Raw genomic sequence first — 22,782 nt, forward strand, 5'->3', positions numbered from 1 at the left:
TTTCAGGTTATTATAATGATCCGGTTGCTTTCAGTACCTGGTAACGGGAATAAACAACATTAATCTGTGCATTGGCTACCTTTAGTTCTGCTTCCACCTTCGTATTGGTAGCGTCGATCAGGTCGGTCAGCAGTGCCAGCTGGTTGAAATATTTCTTCTCCACAATGCGGTAGTTTTCTTCGGCCGACTGCAGATCATTCCTGTAAGTGTCGAGTTCATCGTAAGCCTCGTTGTATTTTATCATTGCTGTTTTAACCGCCAGTTCAACCTGTTCTTTCTGATGCGTTTCTTTCTGGTGCGATTGTTCCACCTGCAGTTCGGCAGTTTTTTTCTTCCGGGGTGACTGGTAAATGGAAGCAATATTGTACCTGACACTCACCCCGGCTACCCAGATATTGAAATAGACGTCTCTCGCGGGTGCTGAATTGGTATAAGGACGTTGCAGGTTGCTTCCGGCAAACAGGCTTACTTCGGGAAGTTCGTCAGCCTCTGTAATTTTCAGGTTGGTGCGCGCGATTGACGTTTCTTTTGCGGCAATCTTTAAATCCTGGTTTTCCTTATGTGCTATTCTCAGAAGTTCTGCGATTTCCCAGGACTCTCTCCCGGTTTGCAGCAATGTTGTGTCAGGCACTAGTCTTTGGTTATCAGGAAGACCCAATACTGTATTCAGCTGGTTGTTCAGGATTGCAATATTGTCATCTGTTTTCCGGATCGCCAGTTCAAGATCTGAAAGGATCAGCTTGGAACGCAATACATCGTTATTTGTTACTATACCCTGTTTTTGCAGAATGATGATGTTTTTGAGCCTTTCCCTGGAGAGCCGGGTGTTGTTTACATATACTACGCGCTGGATGACCTGGCGGTAAATATCCAGGTACCTGGCTACGACCAGGAATCTTATACCCTGCTCATTTTTATCGTAACTTAATACAGCCACCTGCTCATCAAGCCGGGCCTTGCGTATGTTGTTCGAAATCTCGCCTCCTTTGAAGATCACTTCTGACGCCTGCAGGGAAAACTGCGTAAGGTTGTGCGGGATCGGAGCAGTGGCATGTTTAGAAAATGACGGTTCCCATACCTGGGAGTTACTGATATAACCGTAGTTCAGTGCTGTTGATATGGTGGGAAGCTGGCCCAGCTTCGCAACTTCTGTTTTTTGGCGGGCAATATCAATCGCTTTATCAGTGATCTTCAATTCTGTGTTGTTCCTGTTTGCCAGCGCAAAAGCATTTTCAATTGTCAAAACCTTTGCAGTATCCTGGCCATCGGAAACCATTGAAAAGGCGAAAATTCCACTCGCCAGCATTATTGTTTGTGCAGCTTTCATGTCGCCCTGGTTTTAGTTCATCAGCCTTGTTGTATATACAAATTAACGACATGCAGGACCCCAAATCCATTCACATATGTGAATAAATAAAGCTGTTTGATGGTCACTTCATTAAGGCAGTGAAATGCACAGTACTGATATTGACACATGGGTGTGTCCAGGCATAACTTTAAATATCATTCAAAATATAAACTATAAATTATGAAACCCAGGCAACTTGAAATTCTGATACATACTGACTTCAGGTCAGCAACGAAACTGATCGATGCAAAGCAAAGCAAACGTTCCAATGAAGTGTACTGGAACGGCATCTTCCATGCAAATGTCCTTCAACTATTCGCTGATATCTTAAGCAACAAATTCCTTTCATTGTGGAAAGTGCTCCAGGCACAGTATTTCATTAACCTTGAATACAGTGTGACCAGGAAAGACCTGGAGCCCTACTTTTCACTTAATCCTTACACCTTTCTACAACAGCAGCATTTGCAATAGCCATCTGTTTTTAAACCTGCGGATAACACTGCTGCTACCAGGCATTTGTGTATCCGCAGTTCTATTTTCTGTCGGTAGAAACAAAGTGAACCAAGCCGCACATTCTGCTTTCTTCACATATGTGAATGCTTTTGACTGCTGGTTATTATTACTTTGTATATGCAAATGAGACCCGACGTAAGGCTTCAATATCCTCCCACAGAATCACCCTATGATTCATTAAAAGCCTGACACTGCATAAATAGTCGCTCAATTGAAATATTAATTACTAAAGCAACTTGTATGAAAGTCTCAACAATCATCCCGCTGCACAAGATGGAACAATCCGATCTGCCATTCCGCTTGCAGACGATCCGGCAACTAATGGAAGTACAGGATGAGAACACCGAGGATCCGCATTATCACAACTATTACGAAATGATCTGGGTGATCAATGGAAAAGGCACCCTTTATGTTGACCTGGTTGAACATCCGGTAAGTGATAACATGATCGTCTTTCTTAAACCAGACCAGGCACATAAACTCCAGGCGGAAAAAGGCATGCGAGGTTATATACTTTCATTCACCGACGCCTTTTTCAATATGGGGGAATATGAATTTGACTGGAATTGCCAGGCCACACTCAGCCAATTTTTCTTTGAACACCATGCGATCAGCATTCCGAAGGAAATGGAAACAGACCTCGAGGAAATCTTTCTCAAAATGGAAAAGGAAATTGAAAATGAGTTTCCATTCAGGATCCAGATGTTAAAGCGATACTTCAGAATCTTCCTGATATACCTTACTAGGCAGTTGGAGAACTCCACCCGGCAAATGAGTTATGGAAGGGAAGCTGAACTGGTCAAGCAGTTCCTGGAGACTGTTGACAGGTACTATAAAGAAAAAAAGCTGGTCTCCGATTATGCAGGCAAGCTACTGATCACGCCCAATCACCTCAACAGGATCGTAAAAAAGAACACCACGTATTCTGCCGGCCACCATATCCGGCAGCGTGTTGTTCTTGAAGCTAAACGAATGGCAAGGTACTCCACTTCAAGCATGAAGGAAATAGCTTACAGTCTAGGCTTCCAGGACACTGCGCATTTTAGTCGTTTTTTCAAGGAAGTGTCGGGGATGAACTTTTCCGATTTTAAGAAAGCCTACCCTGTTATTCAAACTGACGAAACACTTAAGAGGGCTTAAAATGTAAAGTGATGAAAACCTATAATCTTATATTGCGGATATTCCGATACCGGTTGCGCTTCGAGCTAATATTTGTAAGGAAAGCAGGCAAGCTCGAAATTGCCTTTCGATTATTACAGGCATTTTTCTTCATTGCAAAATATTGGATTAACTGATCATGAAACCATTATCAACCCTATCAAAACTTCCAAAAAAGAACTTCTCATTTGCATGGAGATCTGCGACGGTAACAGGTCGAGGTAATTCCGGAAGGCAATCTTGAAGAGACCTTCCACCTCTTTAAAATTCAAAAATCAACATCTTCAAAAAATGCGTCTTTATTCTGTTTCTTTAAAGGACCATTTCCAGTAAGGGTCAAAAGAATTAACATTGAAGGTATTACCTAATTGTTAACTTGTGATTATCTATATGTTACTTTTTATGGCCAAGAAACAAACTAAAAAACAACTACAGGCTGAAGTTGCACTCACCTTACAAAAAACCTTCAGTGAATTTAAAGACCAGTTGAGCGATAAAAAGTTCAACAGGAATATCCGCAAAGCCAGCAAGATCATCCTGACTGGGATTAAGCTGGCCAAACCCACTAATAATAAAATAAAGGAAAAACCAGCTGCCAGGGCTAATAAGAGAACAACAGCAAAGGCTACACCCCCCAAAGTAAAAGAATCAATAGAAGCAACTGAGTAAGTGCGTGCGATAAATCAGACACTTTGTTCTGCAGAATGCGAGGCGGGTTTATTATGAGGGTCAGGTAAAAGCCTGTCACGTATTTCTCTGCGATAGGTCAGTTACTGTGCATGCACATTCAACATTGCAAGCACTCCTGAAGTCAACGGAAAGATCTGCTCCCATTTCATTGAAGAAGTTTTTTATTAATCAGGTTGTCAATTGAATACTTTCCAGGCCCCGAAACTAACAATAACAAAAAAGAAAGGCTGTACATATACGGCATATCCCTGATGATCAAAGGATCGCTCCAATGTAAGACAAAATATCCGGTGAGGGTTACTGCCAGTACCGGCAGTATGGTTAGCCGGGTAAATAATCCGGCGATCACAAACAGAGGAAACACCAGGTTGGCAGCTATAGCAAAAAGGTTGTTGAAGGCTTCGGGAAAATGAAGCGGATTGGGAATCTGCTCTTTTTCACATCCGCACAAGCCTACCTTCTTAAGCCCATGCACTACTATCAATTCAAGTGACAATAAGATCCTGAACACAAGCAATCCATAGTGTATAGCATTGCCCTCCAATGACACGGTAGTCACTTTCTGAATAAACTTTTTCATATTTAGAAAATTAATGTTGGTGCCCCAAAAAGCATATAATCGGGCACAAGGGCAGGCATTTTACCAGCCCTGTATAGTTGATAGAATTTGCAGGTTGTTTTATCGATTACGATAGAACAAAGCTACCATCCCGTTATGCCGGTGTCAATTGACATATGATGGTTCCTGTTGTATAATTGTTAGAGATTTCAGTGAGCAGGCCCGATGCCCTCAATGCCACCCAGGGCCAAAATCCTTTCATTCAAGACGGAAATGTGGTCAAAACCTGTCACTCGTGCCACCTAGGCAATGTAATTCATGCCATTTTCTCCGCTCGGGCTATGACTTTCCTCCGTAATTCGTATAGCATTTGTTCGGTGTGAGCAGCACTTTTCAGCATGTTTATTGCGCTTTTCTCTGGCTCTCCCGGCTCTCTCCCGGCACTCTCCCGGCACTATCGCTTTTTAGAATGAGAAATGTAAATCATCTTTATAAAAAAAGCGTGGCGCCTAACTCCCTGTTTCAAAAGTTTGATACCTCAAAAACCATCCTTGAAGCATTTTCAAAGGAGTACTCATCGGCATTCGTCGCTTTGAACCCGTTCAATAAAAAAGTATTTACGGATAAATATGATCCCATCGATCGTCTCGAGCTGACATTCCCATTGTGGGAGACGGTTTCATGGAAACAGGTGGCGGCAGAAATGGGCTTCAGGAACATCCAGGTCCTGGCCAGCGCAATGACTGACCATAAATCTTCACTGTATCGTGAGCTAAAGGATTACCTCGACGAAAAGGATCTTGAGTGGCCGGTTATCAATGAGGAAGTGATCCCGGTCGAAACAATTATAGGTGTCCTGAAAAATACAACAGGCACCGGTTCAAAGGAAGTGGTAAAAAGTTACACCCAGGATATCTTTTCGGAAGACGAAAGGACTGAACTAAAATTCGAGGTTCCAGCCACTGGAATGTTTGAAGCCGCAAAATCACTGCACTACAGTTCTTTAATATTAATTCCTGAAGTTGGCATTGCGATTTTGCGGCCGATGAAAGACGATTGCCCTTATACACTTATTCTGTCACAAAGTGAAAATCCTATCGGAAAAGAATTCAATCCTGAAGGATTTGAAGCAGGTGCCTGGACAAAATTCTATTGGTGGAAATAAAAGGGTGCTGCTTAACCCAGCACTATCTTTTCTTCATACCTGTTTCCGAACCGGTCCGTAGCTTTAACCGTCACCTCCTTCGTTCCAGGCGCGGGGTAAGCGAAGAAAAGGTGGTCCGTCAGGGTGGGCGCAATCCACTTGTGCTTGCGGGGAAGCTGGTTACCGCTGTATAATTCAGCTGCCCAGGGATCGAGGTCAACCCGCTGTTCCATCTTTCCGCGCGACACCATCTTCCAGCCACTCCACATGCATGGCCCGGAAAGGCTTTCATGCTGCCGCGTGGATAGATCCGCAACTGGTGGAGGCGGTCTTTGCCGGTGGATTTATAATTCCCGCTGATCTCGCTTCCATTTACTTCGTAAACTGCATAGCCATTGGGCGTACCATCACTACAAAACGGGCCGCTCTACCAGGCACCGCAAACGGTACCGTGCACATGCCCGATCAGGTTGCTTTCCAACACTTTTTCAGTCCTCCCCCTATGGTAAAGTTCAACAGTTGCATCCAGCTGCGCCTTTTAAATAGTAGCCAATTCCAGTTCACTTTGGATAGCACGGATGCACTTACAAGCGACAAGAGATTGCAGGATGCAAGGCCTAGTCCGAGCACTGATGAAAAGAGTTGTCTTGTTCCTATTTGAGAATTGGTGAGAAGTCTCGCAGTTTTTACTTTTCCTTAGTAAATGATGTCGATATTTTTCAGCTTAAATATTTCCCGGGAAATGATTTTGCAATTTTCGGCCAACTGATCAAGGGTACAACCAATGATCTCGAGATTTACCGGGAGTCCATCATGGGATTCAATGAAAGTCATGAAAAGCATATCCGTCTTGTTCGTTTCTGCCTTTCCCTTTAACTGCCGGAAAATGTCAATAGCCTGCTGCCGGTCAGAGCCAATAACAAAGTTGGCGAAACTTTCGATCCCCTGCGAAGTCATACAGGAAACATCAATTGAAAATATCGGTTTCATTGTGCTACATTTTTGGTGACAACAGTTCTCCTGTTAATAAATCTTTTCACTACAGCCATCCAGACGGTAGAGCATAGCAATGTCAGCCCGGTGACAGCCAGGGCACCTTTATATAAGTTATAGTCGATGAGATTTAACTGGTATGCAAGTGAGCAGGCGATTATCCCGAACTCACCTGTTTGTGATAACAGTGCGCCCATGTGGAGGCTCTCAGCCCATGTAAAATCAAGAACTTTAAACACTAATGCCGACAGCAGGCTGTTCATAACGATGACCAAAACCGTTATCAGCAGGATAGCCTGGTAATTGCTCCTGATATGCGACAGGTCAAGTGAAAGTCCAACCGATACAAAGAAAAGCGCGACGAAAAACACCTTAAATGGATGCAGGGTTCTTTCCAGCCAATGAAAAGCGTGCGTCCGGCTGATATATACCCCTGCCACAAAACTTCCAATCCCCGGGGTGAGCCCGGAAGCATGGGCCAGTCCCGCAAAACCAAGACAAATAAACGCCCCGGCAAAGACCTGTAACTCATGATCCTGGCCGATATGGGACAAGAGCTGAACCAGGTTCCTGTTTCGTACCGCTCTTAACAACAGGAAAATAACAACGCACCCGGCGATTGCCGCAAGGATCCGCCAGATATCAAGTTGCTTTTCGCCCATAAACTGAAAGACAGTTAACACCGGTCCTATCATAATGTCCTGCAGTACGAGAATATTCAAAATTGTTTTACCAGTCGACGTATATAATTCACGGTTCCTTCTCAGAAACTCACTCACTACTGCAGTGCTGTTGAAAACCACCAGTATAGTTAACAGTAAGATGTTGGCTGAACCCCACCCAAAAGACATACCGACAAGTAAGGCAACAGAAAATGCGAGTAATGTCTTTATAACCTGGGCGATGACCGGCACCCGGAGGTCATGCCGCTTATCCGGAACATTGATCTCGATACCGAGAAAGAACATAAGCAACACGATACCGATCTCACCAAGGGCAGCGGTGTCCGTTGCTGAGGAAAACACAACGGTGACGTGTGGCCCCAGGATAATCCCTGCAATAATATACGCAATAAGGTAAGGTTGATTGAAACGCCGCAACAGGAAAATCAGCAATAATATTACCAGGCACATAATGCTTACGGCCAGCAATATGTCGTGCATATGGTTTCGATTGAGAAACTATTTGAATTTAAAGGAGTTACAGTCAAAGGCGGAGCCACCAGCTCCGCCTCTGGTTTGCAAAATGGTAATCACTCTAAGCGAACATTATTTGATCTCAATATTCTTCACCGTCTGTTGTGCTTTTTCATTTTTAGGCAATACCACGTGCAGTATCCCATCCCTGTAGTTCGCACTGATTTTAACAACGTCAACGGTATCATCCATTGTAAATTTCCGGGTAAAGGACTGTTGGATATATTCATTTCTTACCCATCCCCTCTTTTCGTTTTGTTCTTTTCTTTCCTCTTTGTGATTCAGGGAAATTACAAGGGTATTGTTTTCGACGTTGATGGTAAAATCTTCCCTTCTGCATCCCGGCGCAATAACATCCAGTTCGTATTGATGATCTGCCTCGCGCACGTTCACAGGTGCAGATCCGGTTGATAATCGGTTGCCTGGTTCCCAAAAGCTGTCGTTCATAAACTGACGCAAACTGTTTTGGAAGATGTTGTCAACCACGCTTCCAAAAGAAACCGGTGAATTACCATTTTGTCTTTTTACTATTGAAGTTGTCATACAAACCTCCTTTTTTTCAGGCTCAAATACAGAAAAAATGCCAGTGCCAGGGGGACTGAAAAATTGGCAATTTTATTGCCTAATTTGCAGGAGAAATGAAAAACAGGCAGGCAATGAATCAGTTTGGGATTGGCTTTTTCAGTCTTGCCGAATTAACGACATAGAAGTTCTAATCTGATCTGCAACCATAATCTTCTCCTTCAGCTTTAGCTGGTCCGAAGCTCCACCGATCATCACAGTAAAATCCCCCGGCTCAACCACCCTTTTCATTTCCTTATTCACGACTGAAAGGTCATTCGCAGTGAGCATAAACGAAACGCGTTTTTTATCGCCTTTCTTCAAAAAGACTTTTTCAAATTGTTTTAACTGCATGGCCGGTTGCACTACCGATGCGTATTCATCCCGGACATAGAGCTGTGCCACTTCTTCGCCATCGTAAGCGCCGGTATTTGCCAAAACAAACGAAACTTCGAAATTATCAGCGGCCTTTTTCACAATGCTCAGCCCGCTATAATCAAACTGCGTATAGCTGAGTCCATAACCGAATGCATACAATGGTTTGGCAGGCATCTCTACATAGTCGTGGCCCCGGGGATTCTTCCTGTTATAGTAAACCGGAATCTGCCCTACATTCCGCGGAACAGAAATAGGCAAGCGGCCCGACGGGTTATAATCTCCAAACAACACATCGGCAATTCCATTCCCACCTTCCTGGCCGGGATAAAATGCAGTAAGCAGGGCATCGGCATGCTCCGCAGCCCAGGTCTTATCCAGCGGACGACCTTCGATATAAACCACAATCACAGGCTTACCTGTTGCTTTAATGGCTTTCAATAAATCAAGCTGCTTTCCCATCAAATCCAGGGAAGCGCGGTCGAAGCCCTCGCCGGATTCCATATCACTAACAGTTTTCGAAGAAGCAACTGCCGCTCCTGTTTCCAGGTAACTCGTTTTGAAATCCCTCGCGCTTGAACCACCCACCACAACGATGGCCACATCTGCGTTTGAAGCCGCCATCACCGCTTTGGCGATCTCTACTTCCGTAGTATCGCGAATCGCACAACCCTTCACGTATTCCACTTTCGACGCGCCTACTTTCCCGGTAATTCCTTCCAGGACGGTAACGATATTCGCCTCTTCCTGCGGTGCTGTGTAGTCGCCCAGCTGGTTGTAGATATTATCCGCATTAGGGCCGATAACCGCAATCTTCTTTACATCCTTACTTAAAGGGAGAATCCTGTTTTTATTTTCCAGTAACACCACTGACTCCCTCGCTGCCTGCCTTGCAACTTCAATATGTTCATTGCTGCGTACAGTTGATGCAGCGAGCTTTGGGTCTACATATGGATGCTCAAACAGCCCCATGTCAAACTTCAGCTTCAAAACCCGGTATACAGCTGTATCAAGTTCAGCTACTTTAAGCCTGCCGCCTTTCACGGCATCTATCAGTTTCATAAAAGCGTTCGCTCCCAGGTCAACGTCTACACCAGCTTTTAACGCCATGGTTCCTGCTTCTTCCAGGCTTTGGGCTACGCGGTGACTGGACCTGATCCCATCAATACTATAGAGGTCGGACACTACGAATCCTTTGAATCCCCAGTCTTTCCGCAACACATCATTCAGCAGATAGCCATTTGCCGTACATGGAACGCCATCAATGGAATTGTAGGCCGTCATTACCGAAAGCGTTCCGGCAGCCACAGCTTCCTTAAAAGGATACAGGAAATTTTCATGCAGTTCACGTTCACCAATAAACGCAGTATTGCCATTATGGCCACCTTCCGGGATTCCGTAAGCAATAAAATGTTTGAGGGTGGAAATGGTGCTGTATGGTTTTGATACATCGCCGCCGCCGTTTCCCTTCACCATGGCAACAGCCATCTTTGCGGTTAATACAGGGTCTTCGCCAAAGCTTTCTTCAACGCGCGACCAGCGTGGCTCACGGGACAAATCCAGCACGGGACCATAACTGATATGCGCTCCCTGCAGCCTGATCTCTTTTGAAATAACTCCGCCTATTTTAGTTAAAAGGCCTGGATTCCATGTCGCCGACAAGCCTATACCTGTGGGAAAGGAAGTAGTTCCTATCGCCATGTGACCGTGCGGTGCTTCTTCAGCAATAAAAACAGGAATTCCCAGCCTGGTGTTTTCAATAGCATAACGTTGCATCGCATTGCCTGCTTCAGCTGCGAGCTTCGGAGTCAGGCCAGTTGCAAGCGTTTTTTTGGTCCAGGGATCCGCCCGGTAAACAGCCCAGAACATCCCTGTGTATTTACTCTTCAGTTCGGCCTTGTATTTTTCGGAAGCCTGGACCTTATCTCCCTGTTTGTCGTACATCTCCCAGCCAAGCGGGCAAACCAACTGGCCCACTTTTTCTTCCAGGGTCATGTGACTGACTAGGTCCCATGTACGTACTTCCGCGCTCAAAGCGGGATTTTTATACTTATATTTTGTTTGAGAAAAAAGGGTCAGGCCATTAATAGTCAGAACCAACACCAGGAGTACCTTTTGCTTCATTTTCGCTTCCATTAAATGTCCACGAAAATAGGGTATTAGTCGCCGCCGCCTGTGATTCCCCTGATGGAAAAACGGAAATACGCCCCGCTGAACGAGCCCTGGTCAAAAGACCACACTATATCTGTTCGCAGCAGTTTGAAAATATTTTCAAGGCCAAGGTAGAGTTCGGAATAGTGTTTATTACCGTCGAGCCAGAGCGCATTTGCGCCGCCTACGAGGTACCAGTTCAGCTTGCGGAAGCCGGGAATCTTGTTGGTGAACACGCCGTTGAAATGATGTTCAAGATGGCCTTCAGCCCAGATCTTTTCGGTATTGCTGTAACGGTAATAGTGCAGTGCCTGGAAGCTGTTCGAATAGCCATTGGCGAGGATCAGCCGGTTACCCATAAAATGTTTGTAATCGGGAACCTGTACTGCGTCACTTTGCAGGAATCCTCCCGCGGAGAAACTGTACTGCAGCATACCGGCAAGGCGTAGTTGCAGGTCGTCCTTCACTCCCATCTCCCACTTGAGGTAATCGACATCACTCGAAAACAAGTCCTTTACTCCCTTGGTCAACCTTGCACTTACAACCGGGTACTTCGAACCCAGGCTCATCCTGCGATCGGGAAACTCGATGTACTTCATGCCCGGCTGCCAGCTCAGGCCTGCGCTGACCAACAGGGCCTGGTGCGGGTCCATTGGTGCAGACATTATATCAGTAGGATAGTTGGGTGTGTATGTGCGCTCCTTTACATTCCGCCACACCAGGTCAGAACTGTTCGATAGCGGGCGCCTGTCCTGGTATTGAATAGCCGCAGTAAAGTCAAGTCCTGACCCAAGTTGCCGTGAATAGTCCGCTCTTGCATACCAGGCTTCATACAACTTCATATGATTGAGCTCGCGAAGCAGGGTCGAAAAGCTGTTCATGAAACTGCCGACAGGGTTCGCATTATTATACTGGAAAACATATTTGCCGCCGGACAACCCAATCGACTCCTGGTGCCTTCCGCCGGACTGGTAATGAGCCTGCAGCCTGCCATTCAAATGACCATTGCTGAAGCCATACCGCACATTAGGCCGGAGCACAAACTGCTTCTGGAAATTGGTACTATCGAAACGCTTGACCCATGAACCGGACAGGTTGGCCACCCAGCCTTCAACCGTATTGAAACTTACCGACCGGATCAGCGGATCGATATTATACACACTCCGGCGTTTCTGCTTCGAAATGGTTTCACCGGTAAACAATATTCCGCCTATGCCTATCTTGTTCCTTACCCTGTCGAGCGAATCGAGATACTTCGGATCTTTTCGCACCTGTTCCAGGCTGTCTTTTTTGTGGTAGTCGCTAATTTCTTCCGGCTGCAACGGCAACGGACGAATAGAATCCCAGTAGTCTGAAGGCTTTTTATTGGAACCCTCATTATACTTCATGAGGGTGTTGTTGAAATATTTCGGAGTGAAATCGGCCTCAAGGTCAAACTTGCTGTAAACAGTAACCGAACTACCGAAAGCATCAAAGCCGAACAGCCTCACTGTTGGATACAGCACCTGGTTGCGGATCACCCAGGCATGGCCGTTAAGCGGTGCATACAGCTGCTCCATCCGCAGGGTATCGAGGATCTCCATCTGCGAAGTTTTATAAAGCTCCAGCTGCAGGCTGTGGATGCGCCAGCTGTTTTCGGTGATCATGATATAACCGGAAAACAGGGGTTCATATTTCCGTTTCGGGATTACTTTGATCCTGTTCACTTCCACACTGTCTTCCATGAAGCTGCCTTCAAACTTGTAGCGGTAATAGTTCAGTGCATTGGCAGCAATGGGAGAAATAAATCCGCGTGGATTCAATCCTTCCGCAACAATATAGTTCTCGTAAAAATTAACGATTTTCGGCAGGGTGAGTCCGAATGCATTTGCATTACCGCTGACGCGGGTACTCAGCACTTCCACCTTTGATTTGTCGGGCGGCTTAACGGAATAACGGGCGACGGTCTCGGAGAGATAAAGCATTTTGCGCTTGCTGGTATCACCATCTTCGAAGTCAACCTTCTGTCCCATGAACTTTTTCGGGTAATCGCGCAATTGGAACTGCTCTTTTGTATATACTTCGCAACTGAAATGGGACAGCTCTTCCAGGTGCTCCTTTCGTTTCTTAATGGCATTGCGGATAATCGCGTAAGCGGGATCTTCCGCTCCTGCCCTGACAACTACTTCATTGAGACTGACCTGCTGTATCGTCAAAGTAAAATCCACCGACAATTCCTGGTCGCCAACTTCCACTTCCCTTTCCATTTTGGCATAGCCCACGTGCTGGGCAATAATGGTATAACGTCCAGGTGTAAGTGATAACTGGTAATAGCCATTGACGCCCGCAGTAGTTCCCTGCCTGCCGTTCTTTACATATACCGAGGCGTAGGCTAGCGGCTTACCATTGGCATCTTTTACATAACCTTTGATGACAGCAGCAGAAACGCCGCTGCAGAAGAATAACAGGATAACGATGATTCGAAGGCGCATGTGAGGTTTGGTACTTCGAAAATAGACGCGCGAGGCGAAGTAAAAAGTTAAAATTAAAAAATAAAAAAGGGAGCACCCTATAACTTTCTAACAAGACTACCGGTGAGGGCAGCGAAGCCGGCAACTAACCCACCTATCAATCCTGTCACCAGCACCAGCATAAATGCACTCTGCTGCTTCAGGATCATGACAGACACTTTATCTGCCAGCAGGTTGTTATTGGTGAAGCTGATCCACCAGGCCATTACAGCCCACAAAAGAAACAGTGCGACAAAACCTGTAACAAATGATTTCCATGGAGCCTGCACAATAGCCACTGCAACAGTAAATGCAGCAATCGCTATTGCCCACCAGGGCAGGAATAAACATAAGGCGAAACCGAGGAAAGCTGTCAGCACTATAGAGATAAATAATTTCATTGCCGTTTTATTTTGTGTTCGCAAAAGTCATTGTCCATTTAACGCGGGCATCACCCTTCTCTTCTTTCTTCATCAGCCAGAGCTGGTTGTATTTACCGGCTGCCCAGTCGTCTACAAAGTTGTCGTAGTACCTGCTGCCGGGGTTCCCGCTTTGTCCACCCGGGTAAATACCATAGGCTTCTATACCGTCGGTCATATGCACCACCATCCGCCAGCTTGGACCATGATCTGGTCCTGTTGCATTGATGATGCCTTTGCCACCACCGACAGGCAGGTGCAGCCTGCTGAATGGTTCAATAACCCTTAAGAGGTGATTGATATGTGTATCCTTGGCTTTCTCCCATGACAGTTTACCCGCAGCTGATAATTTCTCCAGTGAATCAGTAGCTGTGCGCAGTGATGATGCCAGCAACTGTTCCAGCGTTTCCACCCCGGGTGTATTCACGTTGTCGAGGAAGGAATAGGCCGAGTCACGGTGAAGGGATTCCACCAGCACGTTCTCGGTTGGCCATGGCAGTGGCAGACCAATTTTGTCGTATTCGTCTTCCCACACTGCCTTTTCCAGTGCTCCCCACCAGAGATGGTAAACGGTAGCGCCTTCAGATCCCACGTCATTCCGGTTGTCCCACTTCCGGTAGATCTCAAAATATTTACGTGAAGCATCATCCAGCAAAGAATCCTTTGTCGACATCAGGATATCACGTGATAATTCCGCACGGATATTATAGTTGTCGCATTGCATCTTCATCATTTCTTCCGGTCCAACCGGGCCGGCGCTGTCGAGCATCCTGTTGATCATATAACCACGGTAAACGGGAAACACATTACCGGTATAATAGGGATATGATCCATCGGCGGAAAGCTGGTTTGCACTGCTGACATATCCCCTGGCGGGATTCAGCTGGTGCGGGTTTTCTTCCTGTGCGATCATCCCTTTCCATTCGAAGCTGCTGTCTATGCCCGGCATAATGAAATCACCCTGGCGCTTCCACTTGGCGGGGAATTGTCCCTGCTGCCAGATCGCGATGTCGCCCGTACGGGAGGCAAACACGAAATTCTGACCGGGACAGGTAAAATGTTTTATCGCTGCTAGGTAATCTTCATATCCCTTTGCCCGGTTAAGCCCGTAAAAGGTGAGTCCTTCATTACTCGGATCATGTGCTTTCCATCTTACAGAAAGATGGCGGGTATCTCGTTCCTTTGCGCGGAACGCATCGTCGAACATCACCGGGCCATAGTTGGTATATACTACCGTATCAAGCCTGTCGGGCTGTCCTTTTACTTTTAGGATCTCCACACGCTTTTCCGTGGGCATCCATTGGCCGTTGTATTTGTATGCAGTTTTCTGTTCGTCCTGGAATTCAATATCAAAATAATCTTTCACGTCACGACCGGCATTCGTAACACCCCAGGCAATATTTTCATTGAAGCCAATGATGATATTAGGTGAACCGGGGAAGCTTGCGCCATAGCTGCTGAACTCCGGAGTACTCAGTTGCATTTCGAACCAGAGCGAAGGCAGGTTAAGACCGAGGTGCGGATCATTACACAGGATCGGCCTGCCGCTTTTAGTGCGTGAACCTGCTACCGCCCAGTTGTTGCTGCCGTTTTCGCGGTTGGGCTTATTGGTATCAGCGTAAGTGAGACTGTCACCTTTCTTATATGAGAAATACAGCGAATCTGCTGTTAAGGGCGGATTCAGATCAATTGATGCCATTGCCGGGTAAGGAGACTCCGGGGTGTTGGGCACGATCGGCTTCAGGGAATCGGCCAGGTAATAAAACAGCTTTTCGAAATCGCTCTTCGAGAAATTGTCACGGGCATTCGTGAACTCGAGATCATCTTCACGACCAGCGAGGTCGAAGCTCATGTATTTAAGGAAGAGGGCGGTTTTAAACGGCGTCCATTTCTCAGGATAGTAACCAAGTAATTTGTATTCAATAGGCAGCTGGCTTTCCGTCAATTGTGAAATATAGGCATTCACCCCTTCGGCATAAGCATCGTAAATAAGTTTTGAAGCCGGGGTCTTCTCCATTTCATTCAATGAACGTTCGGCGGCGTAGACCATCCCGAGGCGGCGCATATTGCGGTCGTATTCGAGGATCCTTCCACCCGGACCTTCACCCAGGATTTCGCTTAACCGTCCTGCCGCAGCATGCGTCTGGAATTCCATCTGCCAGAGCCGGAATTTGGCATGGAGAAAACCCTGTACGAAATACAGGTCTTCATCATTCTCAGCAAATACGTGGGGGACTAACTTCTCATCGATGTATACTTCGACCTTTCCCTTGAGCGATGCAAATTTCAGCTCCTCGCTGAAGGATTGATCCGCAGGTTCTGCATTCTGCCAGATCCCGTGCTGGGGACTAAGCAGCCTGCCTAACGGTGCAGGCAACACCTGCCGGGTATTGAATAAAAAAATCAGGCCAATGGTAACAAGGGCTGCTACGGCCAGGGAAACAAATCTCATAAAGCGATCATTTGCTTGGGGCTAAAGTAATATTAATTTCTCTTTAACAGGTCATGGTATAACCATTCATCATATCTGGCGTCAAATATGCATTATTAACGATAAAAGAAAAGGAATATGTATAGTGAAGTAATGAAATCAACAGCAAGGAGAAAATTCGTATTGGGATTTCTGTTCATTGTTCTGCTTGCCCTGAGCATGATCAAGTGATGATGTTCATTGCAGGCAACTGATGAGTTTTTGGGTATCCGCTACCGTATTGAATGCATGCAGGATGATCCGCAGTCGCTCCGACCCTTTTGGAACTGTTGGATACAGGATTGGCCGTACATCAAATCCTTCTTCCGCGAGCCTGGCGGAAACAGACCTCGCTTCTTCGTTACCGCCGGTTAATACGCCCTGGATCGGGGTGTCCGAGTCAAGCACCTGGTAACGCATTGGCGATTCCCGGAACAGGTCAACCAGCGTGCTGATCCTGCCACGCTCCGCGCTCATCGTGGGAATTATGTCGTACGCATGGCGAATCGCAGCAACCGCAGTCAACGGCAGCGCGGTAGTGTAAATAAAGGAGCGGGAAAAATTTACGAGGTAGTCCTTCAACAACCTGCTTCCTGCCACTACAGCACCGTGGGCGCCTGCAGCTTTTCCATAAGTATAAACCCGGGCAAAACAGGCATCCTGCAACGACTGGTCCTGCACAAGTCCTTCCCCCTTGTTCCCGATCACCCCGAAGCCATGCGCTTCATCTACTATCAAATGAGCACCATACCGGTTACATATAGCCGCGATTTCGGGAAGCCTGGCTTTATCGCCATCCATCGAAAAAACAGATTCCGTAACGACGAATTTCTGCCCCGACATTGCCCGGCTGAGTTTTTTCTCCAGTGCTTCCGGGTCGTTATGTTCGAATGAATAATGCTGCGCCTGCGACAGCCGTACGCCATCCCGGATAGAAGCATGCGAGAGCCGGTCATAAAACACGTGGTCCCCACGCTGTGGCACGGAGCTTAGCAGTCCCAGGTTCGCATCATAACCCGAATTAAAAAGCAAAGCCGCTTCTGCTTTGTGGAAAGCGGCAATTATTTCCTCAAGTTCTTCTGCAGCTGAAGAATTTCCAGACAGCAACCTGGACCCGGTGCTTCCATGGGCATAAGGTCCCGCGGGCATATTGCCGATACCTGAGCAGGCGATGCCCAGGTAATCATTTGAATAATAATCGGTCAACCCGCTTGCCGGTCGCAGCTGCCGCATGGCACCCGCTGCGCGTCGTTCCGCCAGTTTCTCCTCAAGAAATGATTCTTTCATGTTTCATACATTTGCCGGTACCTGCATTACCGGCGGCAAATTAACTCCACATGACCGAATTGAATGAAAACAGCGACGTAAAAAATATCCTTGGCCTTCAATTGCCTACAGATCCCAGGTGGGTTGACCTCGCCGCGATTTCGCTGGAAGACATCCTGACGGACCACGCCTACTGTGAGCAGAAAGCTGCCACCACCTGCATTTCGCTCATCCAGAAGTACAGCGATAAAGAATTACTGGTAAAGGAACTGGCACCCATCGTAACCGAAGAGTGGGGTCATTTCAGGCTGGTGTTGCAGGAGTTGCACAAGCGGGGATTACAATTGGGGAAACAACGCCGGGATGAATACGTGAACGAATTGCTGGCCTTCCAGAAAAAGGATGGCCATCCGGACGACAGGCTGCTTGACCGAATGCTGACCATGGCCATGATTGAAGCTAGAAGCTGTGAGCGGTTCAAGCGCCTCAGTGAAGGCCTGCCCGATGAATACCTGCGCAAATTTTACCGCCGGTTCATGGAGAGTGAAGCAGGACATTACAGACTGTTCATTGAGCTGGCAGAACATTATATTGATAAAGAAAAAGTGCGCGCCCGCTGGAAAGAGTGGCTCGAGGCCGAAGTGGGAATCATGCAACGCATCACCCCGCGTGGTGACCGGATTCACTAGGCCCCATTTTTGAATTTTCAATTTTGACTTTTCAATTTTCATCTTGAATTCAGTCTCCAAAGCCGCAGCACGATTCGGGACAAATATCTTGTCCATACAACCGGTCCACGTCGGGCTGATCCACGACACCTATATCGTCAGGTACAGCAACTCACCCGCCATCATCCTGCAATGCATCAACCAGCACAGTTTTGCACAGCCGGAGAACATCATTCTCAATTACCGCAAAATGACCGGGTACCTCGCTGAAAGTCCTGCGGCGATCAATATCCCGGCAATGGTGCCCACGCACGATGGACAATATTTCTTCAGGGATGAGAATATGGAAGATGAAACAGTCCGCTTCTGGCGCGCCACTGCATATGTGGAGAACTGTTACTCGGTTTCCACTTTAAGCTCTCCCGGGCTTGCAGCAACTGCCGCCGGTGCTTATGCGCGATTTACCTGTTCACTCGAGGGACTGGATCCATCCGGCTGGAACCAGGTTATAGCAGGTTTTCATGACCTTTCATTACGTTACCGCCAGTTTGAACAATCCACCCATGAAGCCAGGTTGTTCAGGCTGATGAAAGCGACGCACATCATTGCCACGCTTCGCGAAAAATACCAATACGTGGAGTGGTTTGAACAGGTCAGTAAGGACGAAGAGAATTACCCGACAAGATTCCTGCACCACGATTGCAAACTGAATAATATCCTCTTTGATTCCGACAGCGACAATGTTGTTGCCGTGGTAGACCTTGACACCGTAATGCCCGGCAAATACTTTTCGGATCTTGGTGATATGATCCGCACCATGGCTTGTACGGAAGATGAAGAAAGCCGCAACTGGGAAAGTATCGATATCAACCCGATGTTATACGATGCGATTGTGAACGGTTATGTATCGGCGATGGAAGGACGGCTCACTCCTGCAGAGATGACGCACTTAAAAATAGCCGGGATTCTCGTTACCTATATGCAGGCGCTGCGTTATACGGCTGACTATCTCAATAATGATATTTATTACAAAACAAATTCACCTGATCATAACCTGTACCGCGCATTCAACCAGTTGATCCTGCTGGAAAAACTGGAGGCTCTTCCTTAAACAATGTGAATCGACTGTTCCTGTTGCTCGAAGTAGCTGATCTCTTCGTTCAGGTCCAGGAATGCATATTGTTCCATCAGTTTCCGGCTTTTGTCTGCAAATCCTTTCAGGAACATTTTATGCGCCATTGTCTGTGGCTGGAAAGGCCTGTGTTTCCTGGCAATCGCGATCTGCTGTACCTGTTCCATGAGCTGCTGTGCAGGAACTGAAATATAAAACTGCCTGAATTTTTCCAGCACAAATTCAGTTGCCTGGTAATTCGGGTGGGCAAGGTCGATATCATAAAACCGGTAATCGCGCAAAACGTCTATCACCAGTTCATACGCAGGGAAGTAATAGAGTTTATTGAACTTGTTCACGAGGTGGTGCACCGCTTCCAGCAGGCGGGCTTTGCTGCGGTTGTTTTCCACCACTCCGTCGCGCAGGTGACGTACGGGACTCACAGTGAAGATGATCCGCAATCCCGGGTTGAAGAAGAATAAACGGTGCATCATATTGTCGAGAGCCGCAATTGTTTCATCGATTGTGCAGAGGTGTTTACGGAACCACTGGGCGGGTGCGCGGTGGCAGTTCGCAACCGGCTTCTCTGATTCAACCAGCCGGTAAGAGAAAGACGACCCGAGCGTAATGACCAGCCATCCTGCCTTGGACAGGAACTCATGTGCTGCTTCCTGTGACCGGTTGATCTGGTCCAGCACCTGTTCGTCCGAAATCCCGGAGAAGCGGGAATGATGTGCCCAGCTTTGCCAGAGTTCATTATGATAGAACAGGTCGCCGGGCTGGTAGATCTTTTTGTCAACATAACCGGTAATACTGTTGCACACACTGATGGGATCAAAGAGAATGCCGTTGGGGTTCTGCATCACGCTGAATTTCAGGTCCTGCAGTTTGTTCCCAATATGCTCCGTAAAACATGAGCCTACCAGCATGATCGGCTCCTTGTATTCAATAGGCTGATCGGGTCCCTTGATCGTTATGTCTGCCATCAACTTCATACCAATGCTGTTCAGATGAATATTTCGTTTGCTATTAAGGCGCATCCGGCAAGCGCCTCCCTGTTTAAACCAGTTTCTATGCCCTTTTGTTGCAGGTAATCGTTCAGTCTTTCCGTATCGAGGTTGCCCACCAATTCGTTTCCAGCCATGGGGCAGCCACCAATTCCTTTGATGGCGCCATCGAAGCGACGGCAGCCGGCATTATAGGCTGCATCAGCTTTTTCCTGCCAGCCTTGCGGTGGTGCGTGCAGGTGAACGCCAATTTCCACTTTGGGAAGGCTTTTCACGAGAAAGGAGGTCATGCGCGAAACCTGGTCCGCGGTTGCAAGTCCGACCGTATCTGCCAGCGACAGGATCCCAATGCCCATAGAAGCCAGTTTTTCTGCCCACCGGAACACGATCTCTTCTGACCAGGGATCACCATAAGGATTGCCGAATCCCATCGACAGGTACACCACCAGTTCCTTTCCCCTTGTCGAGCAAAGTGAGCGAACCTGTTCTACTGTCTGAAGCGAATCTTCAATAGAACTGTTTGTATTGCGTTGCTGGAATGTTTCGGATACTGAGAAAGGGAAGCCAAGGTAACGGACCGCGTCATACGCAACCGCGTCTTCAGCACCGCGTTTGTTGGCAATGATTGCAAGCAGTGCAGAACGACTTCCTGCAAGGTCAAGCGCAGCCAGTACGTCTTTTGTATCTGCCATCTGCGGAATGGCTTTGGGGGAAACGAAACTGCCGAAGTCGATGGTATCGAAGCCGACATTAAGCAGGGCATTGATGTAACGTACCTTATTATCAGTGGAGATCTGGTGTGGCCAGCCCTGCATTGCGTCGCGAGGGCATTCCACCAGTTTAACGGCTTCCTGCATTGTTGATCCTTTTACGATCTACAAAATTGCATTTTTTCTGGCATTAATCTTTTCACGGATCAGGTTAAAGAAACGGCGGCGATCCTTTTCGCCGGAATCACTGATCAGCGTTGACTTCCTGATGATGTTCTGGAAGTGCCGGTAGGTAAGCTCGTTGAACTCTTTATCCCGCGTGTGCAGGTAATTGAAAACGGAATGAACGAGGAAGGTCACACTGATATCTCCCAGCCTGGCGAGAATGGTATTATCACCCAGGACAAATTCGTTCACATATATGCGATATGGGATGTGGCGGTAATGAACTTTCCCGTCTGCGCTGGTCTTATAACCCAGTTCAGCCTGCGATTCTATCAGGCCGATGCAGTCCTGCAGTTCATCATACACGATCGCAATATCGTCTGCCGAACGGAACAGTTTTGAGTCCTTATAATATTCGATCTGGCGGATGCTGCTGTTTACGCTTTCAATATTCCAGACTTCGGTGGAAGGCAACTGTGAGTACGCTTCAAAAATTTTCTTTCCCGCCGCGATGATCTCGTCACTGATCTGGTCAAACGAAAACGGCCGGTTGTTGAATTGCGGGTCGTTCAGGATGGTGCGCATCCAGAAGTAACATTTGAATGCGCTCAGGTGCGGGTAATTGAAATGGTAAAACAGCGGGATGTCTTTATTGAGAAAATACATTTCCCGCTTGTCGAAACTGTTCATGAACTGCAGTTGCCCGGCCACGCTCTGCAGGTAGGCCAGGAAATCAAAGTTCTTATTCCCTGCCGACTTTCCTGTGAACACCAGCGAATCAGATTGAAGCAGGAACATCTGGTCGAGCGAGATCCGGTATTTGAGGCAGATCACCTGCAACTCGTCGAACGAGATCGGCTTCTCTCCTCTTAGTCTTCGATAAGCACTGTCGGTACTGATATTCAGCAGGTCGGCTAATTCTTCCACGATAGAAATATGTGAGGGCAGCTGCGCTTTAAGGTGCTGAAAGAATGCAACCTGGATGTTACCGTTGTCCATGCAAGAAGTTTAGGCGTTTATTACCGGTTCCGCCCGGGGGATTTGGCGGATTCTGCAACCACTATCTAAATATACCTTCTTTTTTTGCAGGAATCAATAAGCAAAAAACACCCGCACACCACGATTAACTGATTATCGCCTGACCGCCGCAAACCCGCCCGGAAACCCGTTTTTAACCGGCTTTATCCGTTTCTAGCTTTACTCCGAAATCATCCTCCTCACCCAAAAATTAACCGTTATGAAAAGGCTACTCATCACCGTCATTATCCTGGCTACCCAATTCATTGGCTACTCACAGGAAGGCGCAACCAAAAGCGTTAAACCCCGCCCGTTCAACATCACTATCAAAGAAACCAGCGGAAAGACCCTTCGGGGCATCCTTGGCAGGGCTACCCCTGACTCCCTCTATGTTACCCTGAACAACATGCCATCTAACAGTTTCTACCAGCTTAGTCCTGAACAACTTGAAAAACTCACCCTCCGACGCAAGGGGGTTATGGGCAAGAGCATTCTGATAGGAACAGCCGTCGGGATGATTACCGGGGTTATAGTGGCCCTGTCCGAAGGCGACGATCCTCTTGATGAATTTTACCTCGGAATGAGTACCGGCGAAAAAGTTGCCGCTTATGGGTTAGGTCTCGGTGGCGCAGGGGCAGTTGTCGGTACAATCGTTGGCGTTGCTGCCAGCAAAAAGTTCATCATCAAAGGGAAGAAAGAAAATTACCGGGTGCACTATAACGACATCGCCCAGAGAGCCATGACCCGTTAATCAATACCTGAACCATTAAAC

The 22,782-nt window shown here is 47.2% G+C and carries 23 protein-coding genes; 8 read left to right on the forward strand and 15 right to left on the reverse strand.

The window, feature by feature from the left end; all coding sequences use genetic code 11:
- Positions 1 to 10: 10 nt before the first annotated feature.
- Positions 11 to 1,327, reverse strand: coding sequence for a TolC family protein (locus OI18_RS09040; protein ID WP_082037898.1), 1,317 nt, complete (start codon positions 1,325 to 1,327; stop codon positions 11 to 13).
- 201 nt (positions 1,328 to 1,528) lie between these two features.
- Here OI18_RS09040 and OI18_RS09045 point away from each other — a divergent pair, with 201 nt between their 5' ends.
- The 3 genes from OI18_RS09045 (at position 1,529) to OI18_RS09055 (ending at position 3,688) form a co-directional block, all read left to right on the forward strand.
- Positions 1,529 to 1,819, forward strand: coding sequence for a hypothetical protein (locus OI18_RS09045; RefSeq protein ID WP_039139145.1), 291 nt, complete (start codon positions 1,529 to 1,531; stop codon positions 1,817 to 1,819).
- Positions 1,820 to 2,101: 282 nt separating this feature from the next.
- Positions 2,102 to 3,001, forward strand: a complete 900-nt coding sequence (locus tag OI18_RS09050) for an AraC family transcriptional regulator (protein ID WP_039139146.1) — start codon at positions 2,102 to 2,104, stop codon at positions 2,999 to 3,001.
- Between the two features lie 420 nt (positions 3,002 to 3,421).
- Entirely contained in the window at positions 3,422 to 3,688 is a 267-nt protein-coding gene (locus OI18_RS09055; protein WP_152616770.1) for a hypothetical protein, read from the forward strand.
- Positions 3,689 to 3,854: 166 nt separating this feature from the next.
- Here the strand turns inward: OI18_RS09055 and OI18_RS09060 are convergent, their stop codons facing one another.
- Positions 3,855 to 4,289, reverse strand: a complete 435-nt coding sequence (locus tag OI18_RS09060; protein WP_039139149.1) for a DoxX family protein — start codon at positions 4,287 to 4,289, stop codon at positions 3,855 to 3,857.
- A gap of 448 nt (positions 4,290 to 4,737) precedes the next feature.
- Here OI18_RS09060 and OI18_RS09065 point away from each other — a divergent pair, with 448 nt between their 5' ends.
- Positions 4,738 to 5,433, forward strand: a complete 696-nt coding sequence (locus OI18_RS09065) for a hypothetical protein (RefSeq protein WP_039139151.1) — start codon at positions 4,738 to 4,740, stop codon at positions 5,431 to 5,433.
- A gap of 11 nt (positions 5,434 to 5,444) precedes the next feature.
- Here the strand turns inward: OI18_RS09065 and OI18_RS09070 are convergent, their stop codons facing one another.
- Both OI18_RS09070 and OI18_RS25215 read right to left on the reverse strand, forming a co-directional pair.
- Positions 5,445 to 5,645, reverse strand: coding sequence for a calcineurin-like phosphoesterase C-terminal domain-containing protein (locus tag OI18_RS09070; protein WP_072038982.1), 201 nt, complete (start codon positions 5,643 to 5,645; stop codon positions 5,445 to 5,447).
- Entirely contained in the window at positions 5,552 to 5,773 is a 222-nt protein-coding gene (locus tag OI18_RS25215; RefSeq protein ID WP_420806194.1) for a hypothetical protein, read from the reverse strand. The genes OI18_RS09070 and OI18_RS25215 overlap by 94 nt, the downstream gene beginning before the upstream one ends.
- Here OI18_RS25215 and OI18_RS24855 point away from each other — a divergent pair.
- The gene (locus tag OI18_RS24855; protein WP_039139153.1) at positions 5,684 to 6,073 is read left to right on the forward strand and encodes a hypothetical protein; all 390 of its coding nucleotides are present in this window, start codon (positions 5,684 to 5,686) and stop codon (positions 6,071 to 6,073) included. The two genes, OI18_RS25215 and OI18_RS24855, sit on opposite strands and share 90 nt — an antisense overlap.
- Positions 6,074 to 6,108: 35 nt before the next feature.
- Here the strand turns inward: OI18_RS24855 and OI18_RS09080 are convergent, their stop codons facing one another.
- The 8 genes from OI18_RS09080 to OI18_RS09115 all read right to left on the reverse strand — a co-directional run bounded on the left by OI18_RS09080 (position 6,109) and on the right by OI18_RS09115 (position 17,353).
- Positions 6,109 to 6,402 carry a hypothetical protein gene (locus OI18_RS09080; protein WP_039139154.1) on the reverse strand — a complete coding sequence of 98 codons (294 nt, stop codon included), beginning with the start codon at positions 6,400 to 6,402 and terminating at the stop codon, positions 6,109 to 6,111.
- Positions 6,399 to 7,568, reverse strand: a complete 1,170-nt coding sequence (locus tag OI18_RS09085; protein ID WP_039139155.1) for a cation:proton antiporter — start codon at positions 7,566 to 7,568, stop codon at positions 6,399 to 6,401. The genes OI18_RS09080 and OI18_RS09085 overlap by 4 nt, the downstream gene beginning before the upstream one ends.
- A 105-nt stretch (positions 7,569 to 7,673) precedes the next feature.
- The gene (locus tag OI18_RS09090; protein ID WP_039139156.1) at positions 7,674 to 8,144 is read right to left on the reverse strand and encodes an Hsp20/alpha crystallin family protein; all 471 of its coding nucleotides are present in this window, start codon (positions 8,142 to 8,144) and stop codon (positions 7,674 to 7,676) included.
- 138 nt (positions 8,145 to 8,282) lie between these two features.
- Entirely contained in the window at positions 8,283 to 10,661 is a 2,379-nt protein-coding gene (locus OI18_RS09095; protein WP_052273033.1) for a glycoside hydrolase family 3 N-terminal domain-containing protein, read from the reverse strand.
- Between the two features lie 35 nt (positions 10,662 to 10,696).
- Entirely contained in the window at positions 10,697 to 13,159 is a 2,463-nt protein-coding gene (locus OI18_RS09100) for a DUF5686 and carboxypeptidase regulatory-like domain-containing protein (protein WP_039139158.1), read from the reverse strand.
- A gap of 77 nt (positions 13,160 to 13,236) precedes the next feature.
- Positions 13,237 to 13,578, reverse strand: a complete 342-nt coding sequence (locus tag OI18_RS09105; RefSeq protein ID WP_039139160.1) for a hypothetical protein — start codon at positions 13,576 to 13,578, stop codon at positions 13,237 to 13,239.
- Between the two features lie 7 nt (positions 13,579 to 13,585).
- Positions 13,586 to 16,048 (reverse strand): penicillin acylase family protein, encoded by a 2,463-nt coding sequence (locus OI18_RS09110; protein ID WP_039139162.1) that lies wholly within the window; start codon positions 16,046 to 16,048, stop codon positions 13,586 to 13,588.
- Positions 16,049 to 16,264: 216 nt separating this feature from the next.
- Complete coding sequence (locus OI18_RS09115) at positions 16,265 to 17,353, reverse strand: aminotransferase class I/II-fold pyridoxal phosphate-dependent enzyme (RefSeq protein WP_039139163.1); 1,089 nt, start codon at positions 17,351 to 17,353, stop codon at positions 16,265 to 16,267.
- Between the two features lie 50 nt (positions 17,354 to 17,403).
- On the opposite strand from OI18_RS09115, the gene OI18_RS09120 reads away from it, so the two are divergent.
- Positions 17,404 to 18,021, forward strand: a complete 618-nt coding sequence (locus OI18_RS09120; protein ID WP_039139165.1) for a MiaE family protein — start codon at positions 17,404 to 17,406, stop codon at positions 18,019 to 18,021.
- Between the two features lie 43 nt (positions 18,022 to 18,064).
- Positions 18,065 to 19,111 carry a phosphotransferase enzyme family protein gene (locus tag OI18_RS09125; RefSeq protein WP_039139168.1) on the forward strand — a complete coding sequence of 349 codons (1,047 nt, stop codon included), beginning with the start codon at positions 18,065 to 18,067 and terminating at the stop codon, positions 19,109 to 19,111.
- On the opposite strand, the gene OI18_RS09130 is transcribed toward OI18_RS09125, so the two are convergent.
- The 3 genes from OI18_RS09130 to OI18_RS09140 are packed head-to-tail and all read right to left on the reverse strand — an operon-like array spanning position 19,108 to position 21,992.
- A complete protein-coding gene (locus OI18_RS09130) occupies positions 19,108 to 20,106 on the reverse strand; it encodes a GSCFA domain-containing protein (protein WP_039139171.1) in 999 nt (332 codons plus the stop codon). The genes OI18_RS09125 and OI18_RS09130 overlap by 4 nt on opposite strands.
- A gap of 11 nt (positions 20,107 to 20,117) precedes the next feature.
- A complete protein-coding gene (locus tag OI18_RS09135) occupies positions 20,118 to 20,975 on the reverse strand; it encodes a hydroxymethylglutaryl-CoA lyase (protein WP_039139175.1) in 858 nt (285 codons plus the stop codon).
- 18 nt (positions 20,976 to 20,993) lie between these two features.
- Positions 20,994 to 21,992, reverse strand: coding sequence for a helix-turn-helix domain-containing protein (locus OI18_RS09140; protein ID WP_039139177.1), 999 nt, complete (start codon positions 21,990 to 21,992; stop codon positions 20,994 to 20,996).
- A 238-nt stretch (positions 21,993 to 22,230) separates the two neighbouring features.
- On the opposite strand from OI18_RS09140, the gene OI18_RS09145 reads away from it, so the two are divergent.
- Positions 22,231 to 22,761, forward strand: coding sequence for a hypothetical protein (locus OI18_RS09145; protein WP_039139178.1), 531 nt, complete (start codon positions 22,231 to 22,233; stop codon positions 22,759 to 22,761).
- Positions 22,762 to 22,782 lie beyond the last annotated feature (21 nt).

Origin of the sequence: Flavihumibacter solisilvae, from assembly GCF_000814475.1 — a bacterium.
In the GTDB taxonomy this organism is placed as follows: Bacteria; Bacteroidota; Bacteroidia; order Chitinophagales; family Chitinophagaceae; genus Flavihumibacter; species Flavihumibacter solisilvae.

Bases quoted from the DNA above. Each gene is read 5' to 3' on its own strand.
- OI18_RS09040 (WP_082037898.1), bottom strand. From the start codon at position 1,327: ATGAAAGCTGCACAAACAATAATGCTGGCGAGTGGAATTTTCGCCTTT.
- OI18_RS09045 (WP_039139145.1), top strand. From the start codon at position 1,529: ATGAAACCCAGGCAACTTGAAATTCTGATACATACTGACTTCAGGTCA.
- OI18_RS09050 (WP_039139146.1), top strand. From the start codon at position 2,102: ATGAAAGTCTCAACAATCATCCCGCTGCACAAGATGGAACAATCCGAT.
- OI18_RS09055 (WP_152616770.1), top strand. From the start codon at position 3,422: ATGGCCAAGAAACAAACTAAAAAACAACTACAGGCTGAAGTTGCACTC.
- OI18_RS09060 (WP_039139149.1), bottom strand. From the start codon at position 4,289: ATGAAAAAGTTTATTCAGAAAGTGACTACCGTGTCATTGGAGGGCAAT.
- OI18_RS09065 (WP_039139151.1), top strand. From the start codon at position 4,738: ATGAGAAATGTAAATCATCTTTATAAAAAAAGCGTGGCGCCTAACTCC.
- OI18_RS09070 (WP_072038982.1), bottom strand. From the start codon at position 5,645: ATGGAACAGCGGGTTGACCTCGATCCCTGGGCAGCTGAATTATACAGC.
- OI18_RS24855 (WP_039139153.1), top strand. From the start codon at position 5,684: ATGGCCCGGAAAGGCTTTCATGCTGCCGCGTGGATAGATCCGCAACTG.
- OI18_RS09080 (WP_039139154.1), bottom strand. From the start codon at position 6,402: ATGAAACCGATATTTTCAATTGATGTTTCCTGTATGACTTCGCAGGGG.
- OI18_RS09085 (WP_039139155.1), bottom strand. From the start codon at position 7,568: ATGCACGACATATTGCTGGCCGTAAGCATTATGTGCCTGGTAATATTA.
- OI18_RS09090 (WP_039139156.1), bottom strand. From the start codon at position 8,144: ATGACAACTTCAATAGTAAAAAGACAAAATGGTAATTCACCGGTTTCT.
- OI18_RS09095 (WP_052273033.1), bottom strand. From the start codon at position 10,661: ATGAAGCAAAAGGTACTCCTGGTGTTGGTTCTGACTATTAATGGCCTG.
- OI18_RS09100 (WP_039139158.1), bottom strand. From the start codon at position 13,159: ATGCGCCTTCGAATCATCGTTATCCTGTTATTCTTCTGCAGCGGCGTT.
- OI18_RS09105 (WP_039139160.1), bottom strand. From the start codon at position 13,578: ATGAAATTATTTATCTCTATAGTGCTGACAGCTTTCCTCGGTTTCGCC.
- OI18_RS09110 (WP_039139162.1), bottom strand. From the start codon at position 16,048: ATGAGATTTGTTTCCCTGGCCGTAGCAGCCCTTGTTACCATTGGCCTG.
- OI18_RS09115 (WP_039139163.1), bottom strand. From the start codon at position 17,353: ATGAAAGAATCATTTCTTGAGGAGAAACTGGCGGAACGACGCGCAGCG.
- OI18_RS09120 (WP_039139165.1), top strand. From the start codon at position 17,404: ATGACCGAATTGAATGAAAACAGCGACGTAAAAAATATCCTTGGCCTT.
- OI18_RS09130 (WP_039139171.1), bottom strand. From the start codon at position 20,106: ATGAAGTTGATGGCAGACATAACGATCAAGGGACCCGATCAGCCTATT.
- OI18_RS09135 (WP_039139175.1), bottom strand. From the start codon at position 20,975: ATGCAGGAAGCCGTTAAACTGGTGGAATGCCCTCGCGACGCAATGCAG.
- OI18_RS09140 (WP_039139177.1), bottom strand. From the start codon at position 21,992: ATGGACAACGGTAACATCCAGGTTGCATTCTTTCAGCACCTTAAAGCG.
- OI18_RS09145 (WP_039139178.1), top strand. From the start codon at position 22,231: ATGAAAAGGCTACTCATCACCGTCATTATCCTGGCTACCCAATTCATT.